The following is a 12,160-nucleotide window of genomic DNA, read 5'->3' on the forward strand; positions in this document are numbered from 1 at the left end:
TCCTCCTTACCACCGGCGCTCGAGTCGCTTGCGCAGCCAGATGGCCAATGCATTCATACCAATCAGGAAGGTCAGCAGCACCATGATGGCCGCTGACGCACGTTCAATAAAGGCCAGTTCCGGGCTGCCCGCCCACAGGAACACCTGCACCGGCAGCACGGTAGCCGAATCGAAGAAGCCCTCGGGCACATCCACAATGAAGGCCACCATGCCGATCAGCAGCAGCGGCGCGGTCTCGCCCAGGGCCTGGGCCATGCCGATGATGGAGCCGGTCAGCATGCCCGGCATGGCCAGAGGCAGTACGTGGTGCAGCACCACCTGCATCTTTGAGGCACCAATGCCCTCGGCCGCTTCCCGGATGGAGGGCGGCACGCTCTTGATGGCGGCGCGGCTCGAGATGATGATGGTGGGCAGTGTCATCAGGGTGAGCACCAGGCCGCCAACAACGGGAACCGAGCGCGGCATGCCGAACAGGTTGATGAACACCGCCAGACCCAGAAGGCCGAAAATGATCGACGGTACCGCTGCCAGGTTGTTGATGTTGACCTCGATAAAGTCAGTCAGCTTGTTCTGGGGGGCAAACTCCTCCAGGTAGATCGCCGCAGCCACGCCGATGGGGAACGACAGCGCCAACGTCACAACCATGGTCAGCAGAGAGCCGACAATGGCCCCGAGAATGCCCGCCCTTGAAGGGTCACGGGAGTCGCCACCTTTAAAAAACACGTCGTTGAACGAGGTATCAATGACGCCCCGCTCGTACAACCTGTCCACCCAGGCCTCCTGCTGTTCATTGAGTTTGATGGAGTAGGCCTCGTCGCCGGCGTGTTTGACGTAGACATCCACGTCGGTATGGGCGAGAAACGTCATGGTCTGCGTGGTGTTGAGCAGATCCGGGTTGTTCTTGAGTGCCTCCCGCAACTGATTGCCCGCATAGGGGTTGATCAGATCGCGCACTTCGTCCCGATCAGACGGGCCGGCGTCGGGGATCTCCTGCATCAAGGCCCGCACCAGGGGCTCCACGAAATCCGCCATTTTCATCTGACGCGCATCCGAGGCATCGTCCAGGTACATGGCCTCGCCGTCGATGTTCACGTCCAGGGTAATGGTGGTTTTCACGAAGGCACTGTGACCCTTGCCGATGATGTCAGCAAACAGGATCACGAGGGCGCCCAGGGCAATGGCGATGGCTGCCATGCCGTAGGCGCGAAAACGGCGCTCCTTGCGGTAGCGACGCTTGAGCGACTGGCGGACGATCTCCGCCTGGGTACGTTGATCAGTCATACTGTTCCCGATATTTGCGGACAATTTTCAGAGCAATGACGTTGAGCAGCAGCGTCGCCACAAACAGCATGGCGCCCAGGGCGAAGGCCGCCAGGGTTTTGGCGCTGTCGAATTCCTGGTCACCGGTGAGCAGGGTGACGATCTGCACGGTCACCGTGGTGACTGACTCCAGCGGGTTGGCCGTCAGGTTGGCGGCAAGGCCCGCGGCCATGACCACGATCATGGTTTCGCCAATGGCGCGGGAAACCGCCAGCAGAACTCCCCCCATAATGCCGGGCAATGCCGCCGGGAAGATCACCTTTTTCATAGTTTCGGACTGGGTGGCGCCCAGCGCGAGTGAGCCGTCCCGGAGGTTCTGTGGCACGGCGTTGATCACGTCATCCGACAGTGACGAAACAAAGGGAATGATCATGATGCCCATCACACCGCCGGCCGCCAGGGCGCTCTGGGACGAGGCGTCAATCCCCAGGGATGCGGCAAAATCACTGATGAAGGGCGCCACGGTGAGCGCGGCGAAAAAGCCGTAGACCACGGTCGGAATGCCCGCGAGCATTTCCAGCAGCGGCTTGAAAATTCCCCGGACCCGCTTGTTCGCGTATTCCGAAAGGTAAATGGCCGAGAGCAGACCCACAGGAACCGCCACCACCATGGCAATGGCGGAGATCAACAGGGTGCCGGTGAACAGGGGCACCATGCCAAAGGCGCCCTCGGCCGCCACCTGGTCGGCCCGTAGCGCGGTCTGGGGGCTCCATTGGGTGCCGAAGAAAAACTCGAAGAACGAGATCTTCTGGAAGAACCGGATAGTTTCAAAGGCTACCGAGAAGACAATGCCGACGGTGGTGAGAATGGCCAACGCCGCACAGGCGAAGAAGATCCACTTCAACGTCGTTTCCACCTGGCTGCGGGCGTTCAGCGTCGGACGAATACGCAACCAGCCCAGGAAACCCGCCAGTACCGCCACCGCAACCACCAGCACCGTCATGTAAAGCCGGCTCTGGGCGCGCAGTGATTTCAGTCGTTCTGCCGCCTCCGCCACCGGCGCCTCGACAAACCCCGGCGGCAGCGCGCCGCTGGCCACGTTGCTGATCTGGCTGAGTAGAAGACTGGCCTGCCCTTCGCCCTCCGGCACCACCTCCGGCGGCAATGAACCAATCACCAGCAGCTGGATAACTTTGCCCTGAAACGCGGCCCAGAGGGCCAGCACAATCAGCGCGGGAATACCGCACCAGAGCGCGGCGCGGGCACCGTAGTAGAACGGCAGCGATTTGAGATGCCGGATACCGCCCATGGGCATGGCCAGGGAGCGGGAGCGGGCATATCCAAGACCATAGGCCACCGCGATACAGACGATGACCAATAGCATGAGGTTAGCCGGTTGCATGAAAGTTCCTGTTTGGCACGTTTAGCAGGTCTCAAGTGTAAAGGGTCGGGTACCGGTTCGCACCCGGAACCCTGACGTGCGAAAGGGTGCGGCCCCGAAGAGCCGCACCCTTTTGCTCGTCTGGCGTGAAAGCCGGGCTTACATCAGCTCGTCTTTCGCCAGGTTCGGCATGTTTTCAGCCTTGTCCTGAAGCTGCATCAGGGCATCGCGCGGGGGCACAATCAGGCCCACGCTCTTCAGGTAGCCGTTGGGGCCCATGGCGCCGGGGCTGGTAAATTCAGCCACATACTCGGCAATGCCCGGAACAACACCAACGTGCGCCTTCTTTACATAGAAGAACAGGGAACGGGCCACCGGGTACTCGTCGGCAGCAATGGCCTCGGCGGTCGGAACCACTCCGTTCAGGGTGGCGGCCTGAAGACGGTCGGCGTTCTCTTCCAGGAAGCTGTAGCCGAACACACCGTACATGTCGGTGTCGCCGATCAGCTTCTGCACGATCAGGTTGTCGTTCTCGCCGGCTTCGATAAAGGCGCCGTCTTCACGGATGCTCTGGCAGACCGCTTCCATGTCGTCTTCGCTCATGTTGGCAACCGCCGGCAGATCCTCGCAGCCACCCTGCAGGGCCAGCTCGTTGAAGGAGTCACGGGTACCGGATGTCGGGGGCGGACCCATCACACGAATCGGCTTGTTCGGCAGACTGGAGTCAATGTCACTCCACTTCTTGTACGGGTTGGCAACCAACTCATTCTCGTTCTTGGGGTTGGGCACTTCCTTGCCCAGGGCCAGGAACAGCTGTTCCAGGGTGATTTCGAGGTTTTTGGCCTCCTTGGAACTGGCGATCACGATACCGTCGGAACCGATGCGGAACTCGGTGATGTTCTTCACGCCGTTGCCCTGGCACAGATCAAACTCGGAGGGCTTCATGCGACGGGAGGCGTTGGTGATGTCCGGGTGCTGAAGCCCCACGCCCTGGCAGAACAGTTTCAGACCGCCGCCGGAACCGGTGGATTCGAGCTTGGGAGTCGGGAAATCCGAGTTGGCGCCAAAACGCTCGGCAACCACTGTGGCGAACGGATAAACCGTGGAAGAACCCACGATGCTGATGGTGTCACGGGCTATGGCCGGTGCGGACAGGACGGCCACCGAGCCGGCCAGCGCAACGGTCGCGAGTGCTTTGTTCAGTTTCATCACGTCGAGTCTCCATTATTGGTTTGGACGTTGTGTCGGATGTCTTTTACCGATAGGTGCAGACTAATGGCACTCTGTGACAACTCTGTTACAGCTTCTGAAATATAGTTGGGAATACTGAAATTTGCTTGCAGCGGCGCGCAAGGCAGTTACCATGCGGGGAACAACAATTCCAGGCATGCGCTGAGGCAGTACGATGACAGCATTCGACGATGACAAACCCACTCCCAGGGGCGAATTGACGCTCCAGGTCATTCCCCTTCCCGCAGATACCAACGCCAATGGCGATGTGTTCGCAGGCTGGCTGGTCAAGCAGATGGATCTGGCCGCCAATACCGTGGCCGGTCGTATCTCCCAGGGCCGCAACGCCACCGTGGCTATGGACAGGATGGAGTTCCTGTCGCCGCTGCGGGTCGGCTCCCAGGTGGGCTGCTATTGCGAGCTGGTAGACATCGGCCGCAGCTCCATGAAAATCAACGTGGAGGTCTGGACCCTGGACCGCACCGCCAGGACTCCCCGGAAGGTCACCGAGGGCCTGTTTGTCTACGTCGCCATTGATGAGCACGGTCGTATCCGGGAAGTGCCAGACCAGGGACTCTGATCCGTCAGCCGGGCGTCTGCCCGGCGATCATCTGATCGAATAACGACCGGTAATCCGCGGCCAGCCGGCTTGCCCTCCACGCCTGCGGCACACATTCGGGCGGACGGCCGGCCATCAGGCACGCCAGTTGATCGGCGGCGGCCTCGGCTTCCCGCCCGGGCTCCTGGTCATGGCTGGCGTATCGGCAAGACCCGGGCACGTACTCACGGTAGGCAAGCCGGTCTGGCGCCAGCGGCACGCAACCTGAAGCCATCGCCTCGAGCATCGCCAGACCCTGGAAGTCATGCAGGGCCGTGGAAACCACGACATCTGCCTGGCTCAGAAGCTGGTCGTAGCTTGCCCGGTTTTCCAGATAGCCCCAGTGATCGATCCGCCCGTCGAACGCCTCGCGTATCTGGTCGAATACCTTCGGATACTGGCGGAACCGCTCCCCCACCACGCTGAGCCGGAACGGAATCGATCGCTGCCTTAACACCTGCAATAGCCCCAGTAGCCGTTCCGGGCCCTTGTCATACTCCCACCGATGGTTCCAGAGCAGGTGCGGGATGGCGGGTAACGGCCGCGCCGGACGGTCGAGGAACAGCCGGTCCTCTATGGGCACCGGCAGCACCCGGGCCTTGTGCCTCAGCTGGTCCACCAGTTCCCGGGGCACCTGATCCGGCAGCCGGTCCAGGAAAGTGGACACACCGGACAAAAAGCTGTCCCGGTTCCAGGCACTGTTAAACACCACCTGTTCGGCCGAAAGGGCACTGTAAAGATTCACCATCTGGGGATCGACGCTGGCGTTCTGGCCGCTGGACACCGGGAACGCGAACTGGTTTTCGTGCATGTACAGCAGGCAGGGCGTGGCCGCCAGGTACGGGTTGAGGCCGCGTAGGGTGGCCAGATCCACCATGGAGGTGGCGATAACCAGATCCCAGCGCTGCTTTACCAGTGGCTCGTTGAACCAGCTCAGGGGATTGCCACGAATGCGCCAGCGGAAATACCGCGGCGCCAGCGCCAGATGGTGCCAGTCGTAGTCCGGGCAGAGGGTCTTGATCTGCTCACGCCAGCGCCGGTGGCTGGCGGCATCGTAGGCAGAAAGCACAAGAATTCGTGGAAGGGCGCCCTTTGGCGGCAGCGTCTCAGACATAAACCTAGGAAACCGCGGCCTGCTTCCGATAGCGGGCAAGGGACCAGAGACCGAACACAGGCCCGGGAATCAGCAACCACACCACCCCGCTGCCCAATTCTGCCCAGAGACCACTGGTCAGCCAGATCGCCGGCAGGGTCAGCCCGAACCCCACGGCGTTCATCACCGCCAGGGACGACCCGACCGATTCCCTCGGTGCCGTGGCCGAGGCCAGAGCCGAGAACTGTGGTGAATCGGCCACCACGGCAATACCCCAGACGATCAGCAGGAGAATGAGCAGCACCGGAGGCAGACCGCCCAACCAGGGAAAGGCGAGGCAGAAGGCGCCGGAGACCATCAGAGCCCGTCGGGCCACCCACTCGCTGCCCAGGGTCCGGCTGAGCCGGCCACCCCCCACGCAGCCGGCCGCCCCAATGCCGATCACCGCAAACGACAGCCACGGGATCCAGGCATCACTCTGCCCCAGACGCTGCAGTTCCCGGCCAATCAGCAGGGGCACCAGGGTCCAGAACGCATAGAGCTCCCACATGTGGCCGAAGTAGCCACCGGCCACTGCCCGGAACTGCGGCATTCGCAGGGCCGCCAATCCCTGGCTCAGCGGCAGTCGGCCATTGCTCCTGGGCAGGTGGGGGCCATCGCCCAGTATCAACACCAGGGCTCCACCAACCAGCGCCAGGCAGGAGGCCGCCATCAGGGGCCACTCCCAGGGCATGCCCAGGGTAGCCCCGCGCATCAGGTGAGGCAGGGCTGTCCCGAGGGTCAGCATGCCCACCAGCCAGGCCAGGGCGGCGCCGGCGTACCTGGGCGTCCAGGCGATCACCATTTTCATACCGAGTGGGTAGATGCCCGCCAGGCACAGCCCGGTGGCAAACCGAAGTGCGAAATCGAACGGAGGCACACCGGCGGCAAAGATGAACCCGCCATTGACCAGGGCACCCAGCAGGCTCGACAGGGCAAAGATCCGGCTGGCGCCGAAGCGGTCTGCCAGGCCCGTCACGGCGATGGTCAGGGTACCGGCGATAAAGCCCGCCTGAACCGCAAGGGTCAATCGACCCAGGTCGCTTTCGGTCAGACCCAGCTGCGCCGAAAGCGAGAGCCAGACGCCATTGATGCTGAACCACAGCGACGTGCCAAAGAGCTGGGCCAGGACGATGACAGGCAGCGGGTAACGTTTCAGCAGGTTGATCATGGTTGGTGTCTTGTTGTTTTCGTTTTAGACGCGTGATGGTCACAGACTAGCCTGCGCCAGGCAGGACGCCCATGCTACTTTGGTTTCTTCATGATCACGCCGTTACGGGCCTGCGCTCAGGCAGCATCATCGACAGCAGGGCTGCCGTAGCCACCAGGGCCGATGAAATCCACAGGCAGGCCTCCAGTCCCCAGGCCTGGTATACCCAGCCGGACAGCACCGTGCCCAGCAGACGGCCGGCGGCATTGGACATGTAATAGAAGCCGACATCCAGCGACACGCCATCGCCCCGGGCGTAGCTCACGATGAGATAGCTGTGCAGGGAGGAGTTGACGGCGAACAGCACACCAAACAGCAGCAGACCTCCAACAATCACGAGCCGGGGTGACCAGCCCGCCACCAGGCCAATGGCAATCGCCGCAGGAATCAGCGCCAGGGCGGCTGCCCAGAGCACTACGGGCTGTTTACCCTCCCGATTGCCGGTGATGCGCGGGGCAATGGTCTGGATAAAACCGTAGCCAATGATCCAACTGGCCATGAAACCACCGACCTGCCAGTGATCCCAGCCGAACACTGTGGCCATGTAAACCGGCAAGGCCACCACAAACCAGACATCCCTCGCCCCGAACAGAAACATGCGGGCGGCGGAGAGCACATTGATGGCCCGGCTCTTGGAGAGGATCTCGCGGAATTTAGGCTTGGCCTTGCTCTTGCCCAGGTCCTGCCCCAGCAGGAACAGACTGGCCAGCCAGACCAGCCCCAGCGCCACGGCCATGATGATCACGGCACCTGTGAAGCCGGCCGCCATCAGAAGAACGCCACCGAGGAAAAATCCGACGCCCTTGAGGGTGTTCTTGGAGCCGGTCAGAATCGCCACCCACTTGTAAAGCGTGCCCTGTTGCTCGTCCGGCACCAGAAGCTTGATGCCGCTCTTGGCCGACATCTTGTTCAGGTCCTTGGCAATGCCAGACAGAGCCTGAGCCGCCATCACCCAGGGCACCGTCAGCATGGCCGCGGGAACCGCCAGCATGGCCAGTGCCACGATCTGCAGGAACAACCCTATGTTCATGGTGCGGTTAAGGCCCATGCGGGCACCCAGGTAGCCGCCCACCAGGTTGGTCACCACGCCGAAGAACTCGTAGAATAGGAACAGCAGCGCGATGGCCAGGGGCGAGTAACCCAGCTGGTGGAAATGCAACACCACCAGCATGCGCAGCGCGCCGTCGGTGAGGGTGAAGGCCCAGTAGTTGCCGGTGATGACCAGATACTGGCGAATGGCGGCGGTCATGTCAGGCCAGGCCCACCCTGCGCGCCAGCTCGGCGGTGCGGTTGGCGTACCCCCACTCGTTGTCGTACCAGGCGTAGAGTTTTACCTGGGTGCCGTTGACCACCATGGTCGACAAGGCGTCGATAATGGACGAACGCGGGTCGGTCCCGTAATCGATCGACACCAGGGGGCGTTCTTCATACCCCAGAATGCCTTCGAGTTCGCCCTCAGCGGCTTCCTTCAACAACCGGTTCACCGCGGCCCGATCGGTAGGCGTTTCCACCTCAAACACGCAATCGGTCAGCGACGCATTGGTCAGTGGCACTCGAACGGCGTGGCCGTCCAGGCGCCCCTTCAGTTCCGGGAAGATCTCGATAATTGCCGTTGCCGAACCGGTGCTGGTGGGGATCAATGAGCTGCCACAGGCGCGGGCTCGACGCAGATCCTTGTGGGGCGCATCAACGATGGTCTGGGTGTTGGTCAGACTATGAATGGTGGTGATGGAGCCGTGCTTGATCCCCAACTTCTCGTGAATCACCTTGACCACGGGCGCCAGGCAGTTGGTGGTGCAGGAGGCGGCAGTAACAATACGGTCGTTGGCCGGGTCGAAAATATCGTCGTTCACGCCCACCACAATGTTTTTGGCACCTGGCTCTTTTACCGGCGCGGTCACCAACACCCGCTTCACGCCCTGATCCAGGTAGGCCTGCAGGGCACTGACCTTCTTGTTCACACCACTAGCCTCAATCACCAGATCGCAGCCGGACCAGTCGGTTTCCCCGATGGTTTTGTTATGCGTCACGCGGATGCGCTTCCCTTCGATCTCGATCTCCGTTCCTTCGGCAGTGGCTTCCTTGCTCCAGCGACCATGAATACTGTCAAAGTTAAGCAGGTGGGCCAGTGTGGCAGCATCGGCACCCGGGTCGTTGATGGCCACAAACTCCATCTCTGGCCAGCCCCAGGCGGCCCGCAAGGCCAGTCGGCCGATTCGGCCGAATCCGTTAATGCCTACTTTGATCTTGCTCATGGTGTGCTCCTGATGAAACTGTTCAAACATTAAACCGCGCGAGGATTACAGGCATTGGACAGACGGTCGGTCTGCCATGGCCTGCAATCGCTCCAGTGGGCTCTCTATCAATCGACCGTTATGGCTGGCGGTTTCATCCAGCACACGTGCCAGCCACTGCGGAATACCAGGATTCAGGGAATAGTAGATCCACTGGCCCCGACGCTCCGCGGCCAGCAGACCGGCATCCCGCAACGTGGCCAGATGCCGGCTGACTTTTGGCTGGGGCGCCTCAAAGGCTTCGGTAAGCTCGCAGACACAGAGTTGTTCCTGGCTGCGGATCAGTAACAGCGCCGCAAGGCGAAAATCGTCGGCCAGAGCCTTGAACACCGTGACCGGATCATAGCTGGCGGGTTTCAGTCCGGTTTCTTTCTGGTGAACCAGCGCGAACAGCGAAATGCGCTCCCGGATTTCCTTGAGAGTGAGGGCAAAGCTGGAGTGGCGGTTCGCCGGTACCGGATCGGCAAAATCCCAGGCAATCTGCTGGGCCGGCTGACAGACCGTGCCGCACTCACTGGCCGCTTTCTCGCAAAGAGTGATCACGTAATCCCAATATTGCTCCTGCACATCAGTCAGCTGCTTGCTGTGCAGCCCCTCAGTGGAGATACCGGCTTCCTCAATGACCTGAAGTGCCATAGGGTGGGGCCTCGTTGGCTCTGTGCCAGCGCTGGCCACTTCAAACCGGTCGCCGGCCATGTCCCGGAGCAAGGCTTCTGCCATCAGGGAACGGGCACTGTTGGCGGTACAGACAAACAAAACGCGGCGCTTCATATCCCAGATTCCGTATATTCGGTTTTATGCATATCTGTTTTTGTGCATAATAGATCCAGCATCCTCATGAGTAAAGGAATCCGGCAAAAATGACCACCACCCCAGACATAGCCCAAACGGAAGGCTCCGGCGAAGGCATGGATCTGTTCGGCAGGTACCTGTCGGTGTGGGTGGCTCTGGCCATCATCGCCGGCGTCGCGCTGGGTCAGCTCGCGCCTGTGGTGCCGGAAACCCTGTCCCGTTTCGAAGTCGCGCAGGTCTCCATCCCCATCGCCATTCTGATCTGGGCGATGATTTTCCCGATGATGGCGCAGATTGATTTCAGTGCCGTGGTGGGCGTGCGAAAAGAACCGAAAGGGCTGGCGATCACTACCATCGTCAATTGGCTGATCAAGCCCTTCACCATGTTCGCCATTGCCTGGTTCTTTCTGATGGTGGTGTTCGAGCCATGGATTGCGCCTGGGCTGGCCAGCGAGTACCTGGCCGGCGCGATCCTGTTGGGTGCGGCGCCCTGCACCGCCATGGTGTTCGTGTGGAGTTTCCTGACCAGAGGCGATGCCGCCTACACCCTGGTGCAGGTCTCCCTGAACGACATCATCATGCTGTTTGCCTTCGCGCCGATTGTGGTTTTCCTGCTGGGCATTTCCGACATACAGGTGCCCTGGGACACCGTGCTTCTGTCCGTCGTCCTGTACATCGTGATTCCCCTGACGGCCGGCTACCTGACTCGCCGCGCACTGATCTCACGCCATGGTCAACAGTGGTACGACGACGTTTTTATGAAGCGGCTCAGCCCGGTCACCCCGGCGGCACTGATCGTCACCCTGGTGCTGCTGTTCGCCTTCCAGGGCGAGGTGATCCTTAACAACCCACTGCACATCGTGCTGATAGCCGTGCCGCTGATTGTCCAGACCTTTCTGATTTTCTTTCTGGCCTACGGCTGGGCGAGGCTCTGGAAAGTCCGCCATTGCATTGCGGCGCCAGGCGCCATGATTGGTGCCAGCAACTTCTTCGAACTGGCTGTGGCCGCGGCCATCGCCCTGTTCGGCCTGCAATCGGGGGCAGCGCTGGCCACGGTAGTAGGTGTGCTAGTGGAAGTACCGCTCATGCTGATGCTGGTCAAAATAGCCAATCGCACCCGGGACCGGTTTCCCGCATAAATCCTTGCGGCCAGTGCCAGGCTCTCGGGCACGGCGCTGGCATCACTCGCCTTAGCTGTTCAGCTCACCCCCACCCTGCTAATATCGCGCCCACATTTCTGAAGCACTGCATCTGACGGAATCAATGCAATGGACGTTTTCCAGGCCCTTTTCCTTGGCCTTCTCCAGGGACTGACCGAATTCCTGCCCATCTCCAGCTCCGCCCACCTGATCCTCACCCCGGCATTATTCGGCTGGACCGATCAGGGCGTGGGTTTTGATCTGTCCGTGCACGTGGGCACGCTGCTGGCCGTGGTGCTGTATTTTCGCCAGGACGTCTTCGGCATTGCCCGGGACGGCCTGATCTCCGCCTCCCGCCGCAAAATCGTGGGCCAGGGTGCCCTGGCCTGGTACCTGGTGCTGGGCACCATCCCGGCGGGCCTTGCCGGCCTGGCACTGCTGGACATGATCGACAACGAACTACGGGCCGTGGAGGTCATCTTCTTCACCACCCTGTTCTTCGGCCTATTGCTGGGCGTTGCAGACTGGCTGCCCAAACGACAGCGCACCCTGGACACACTCAACTGGAAAGACGCCGTCCTGGTCGGCGTCGCCCAGGCCATGGCCCTGGTCCCCGGCACCTCCCGTTCCGGCGTTACCATCACCGCCGGCCTGTTCCTCGGCATGACCCGCGAAACCGCCTCCAGGTTCTCATTCCTGTTGGCAATCCCCATCATCGTGCTGGCATCGGCGGTGAAATTGCTGGAAGTAGCGACTTCGGATGTTGTCGTGGACTGGAGTGGCTTTCTGATTGGTGGGGTAACTTCGTTCCTAATGGCCATCACCGCGATCCACTTCTTCCTGAAATGGCTTAACAAGGTGGGGATGTGGCCGTATGTCATCTACCGGATTGTTCTGGCAGGTGTAATCTACGCGGTTCTTATGTAAGAGCGGGTAGCAAATGGTCTGAAGCGCAGGTCGGGCAAGGGTTTCCAAAACTGTGCGGAGCCATCGATGGCGGAGCCCAAGCGCCACATGGGTGAGGCCGAGCGCTTATGAAGCGAAGCTTCATGCGACAGCCGAACGACTGCAATCTGTGATTGCAGGCTGGACCCCGGAGGGGTGCCGCAAGGAGCGTGTTTTGG

At 61.2% G+C, this 12,160-nt stretch carries 11 protein-coding genes; 3 read left to right on the top strand and 8 right to left on the bottom strand.

The window, feature by feature from the left end:
* Positions 1-6: 6 nt before the first annotated feature.
* From pstA to AC0J1C_RS16225, 3 genes are all read right to left on the bottom strand, one after another.
* A complete protein-coding gene (gene pstA, locus AC0J1C_RS16215) occupies positions 7-1,281 on the bottom strand; it encodes a phosphate ABC transporter permease PstA (RefSeq protein WP_473044809.1) in 1,275 nt (424 codons plus the stop codon).
* Complete coding sequence (pstC, locus tag AC0J1C_RS16220) at positions 1,274-2,662, bottom strand: phosphate ABC transporter permease subunit PstC (RefSeq protein ID WP_473044810.1); 1,389 nt, start codon at positions 2,660-2,662, stop codon at positions 1,274-1,276. Before pstC ends, pstA begins: the two co-directional genes overlap by 8 nt.
* 138 nt (positions 2,663-2,800) lie before the next feature.
* On the bottom strand, positions 2,801-3,853 hold the full coding sequence (locus AC0J1C_RS16225) for a substrate-binding domain-containing protein (protein WP_473044811.1): 1,053 nt from the start codon (positions 3,851-3,853) through the stop codon (positions 2,801-2,803).
* 193 nt (positions 3,854-4,046) lie between these two features.
* Between AC0J1C_RS16225 and AC0J1C_RS16230 the strand changes: the two genes are divergently transcribed.
* Positions 4,047-4,451: an acyl-CoA thioesterase gene (locus tag AC0J1C_RS16230; protein WP_375183020.1), complete on the top strand. Its 405-nt coding sequence runs from the start codon at positions 4,047-4,049 to the stop codon at positions 4,449-4,451.
* A 4-nt stretch (positions 4,452-4,455) separates the two neighbouring features.
* Here the strand turns inward: AC0J1C_RS16230 and AC0J1C_RS16235 are convergent, their stop codons facing one another.
* The 5 genes from AC0J1C_RS16235 to AC0J1C_RS16255 form a co-directional block, all read right to left on the bottom strand.
* A complete protein-coding gene (locus AC0J1C_RS16235) occupies positions 4,456-5,583 on the bottom strand; it encodes a tRNA-queuosine alpha-mannosyltransferase domain-containing protein (RefSeq protein WP_473044813.1) in 1,128 nt (375 codons plus the stop codon).
* 4 nt (positions 5,584-5,587) lie between these two features.
* A complete protein-coding gene (locus AC0J1C_RS16240; protein ID WP_473044814.1) occupies positions 5,588-6,772 on the bottom strand; it encodes an MFS transporter in 1,185 nt (394 codons plus the stop codon).
* Positions 6,773-6,866: 94 nt separating this feature from the next.
* Complete coding sequence (gene arsJ / locus AC0J1C_RS16245) at positions 6,867-8,060, bottom strand: organoarsenical effux MFS transporter ArsJ (protein ID WP_473044815.1); 1,194 nt, start codon at positions 8,058-8,060, stop codon at positions 6,867-6,869.
* A 1-nt stretch (position 8,061) separates the two neighbouring features.
* On the bottom strand, positions 8,062-9,066 hold the full coding sequence (locus tag AC0J1C_RS16250; protein WP_473044817.1) for an ArsJ-associated glyceraldehyde-3-phosphate dehydrogenase: 1,005 nt from the start codon (positions 9,064-9,066) through the stop codon (positions 8,062-8,064).
* A gap of 45 nt (positions 9,067-9,111) precedes the next feature.
* Positions 9,112-9,876 (bottom strand): metalloregulator ArsR/SmtB family transcription factor, encoded by a 765-nt coding sequence (locus tag AC0J1C_RS16255; RefSeq protein ID WP_473044818.1) that lies wholly within the window; start codon positions 9,874-9,876, stop codon positions 9,112-9,114.
* A gap of 89 nt (positions 9,877-9,965) precedes the next feature.
* On the opposite strand from AC0J1C_RS16255, the gene arsB reads away from it, so the two are divergent.
* Both arsB and AC0J1C_RS16265 read left to right on the top strand, forming a co-directional pair.
* A complete protein-coding gene (gene arsB / locus AC0J1C_RS16260; RefSeq protein ID WP_473044819.1) occupies positions 9,966-11,036 on the top strand; it encodes an ACR3 family arsenite efflux transporter in 1,071 nt (356 codons plus the stop codon).
* A 129-nt stretch (positions 11,037-11,165) separates the two neighbouring features.
* Entirely contained in the window at positions 11,166-11,963 is a 798-nt protein-coding gene (locus tag AC0J1C_RS16265) for an undecaprenyl-diphosphate phosphatase (protein WP_473044820.1), read from the top strand.
* Positions 11,964-12,160 lie beyond the last annotated feature (197 nt).

The sequence above is a fragment of the Marinobacter sp. E2 genome (assembly GCF_055755345.1).

Excerpts from the sequence above, each read along its gene's own strand:
- pstA (WP_473044809.1), bottom strand. The coding sequence starts at position 1,281 with ATGACTGATCAACGTACCCAGGCGGAGATCGTCCGCCAGTCGCTCAAG.
- pstC (WP_473044810.1), bottom strand. The coding sequence starts at position 2,662 with ATGCAACCGGCTAACCTCATGCTATTGGTCATCGTCTGTATCGCGGTG.
- AC0J1C_RS16230 (WP_375183020.1), top strand. The coding sequence starts at position 4,047 with ATGACAGCATTCGACGATGACAAACCCACTCCCAGGGGCGAATTGACG.
- AC0J1C_RS16235 (WP_473044813.1), bottom strand. The coding sequence starts at position 5,583 with ATGTCTGAGACGCTGCCGCCAAAGGGCGCCCTTCCACGAATTCTTGTG.
- AC0J1C_RS16240 (WP_473044814.1), bottom strand. The coding sequence starts at position 6,772 with ATGATCAACCTGCTGAAACGTTACCCGCTGCCTGTCATCGTCCTGGCC.
- arsJ (WP_473044815.1), bottom strand. The coding sequence starts at position 8,060 with ATGACCGCCGCCATTCGCCAGTATCTGGTCATCACCGGCAACTACTGG.
- AC0J1C_RS16250 (WP_473044817.1), bottom strand. The coding sequence starts at position 9,066 with ATGAGCAAGATCAAAGTAGGCATTAACGGATTCGGCCGAATCGGCCGA.
- AC0J1C_RS16255 (WP_473044818.1), bottom strand. The coding sequence starts at position 9,876 with ATGAAGCGCCGCGTTTTGTTTGTCTGTACCGCCAACAGTGCCCGTTCC.
- arsB (WP_473044819.1), top strand. The coding sequence starts at position 9,966 with ATGACCACCACCCCAGACATAGCCCAAACGGAAGGCTCCGGCGAAGGC.
- AC0J1C_RS16265 (WP_473044820.1), top strand. The coding sequence starts at position 11,166 with ATGGACGTTTTCCAGGCCCTTTTCCTTGGCCTTCTCCAGGGACTGACC.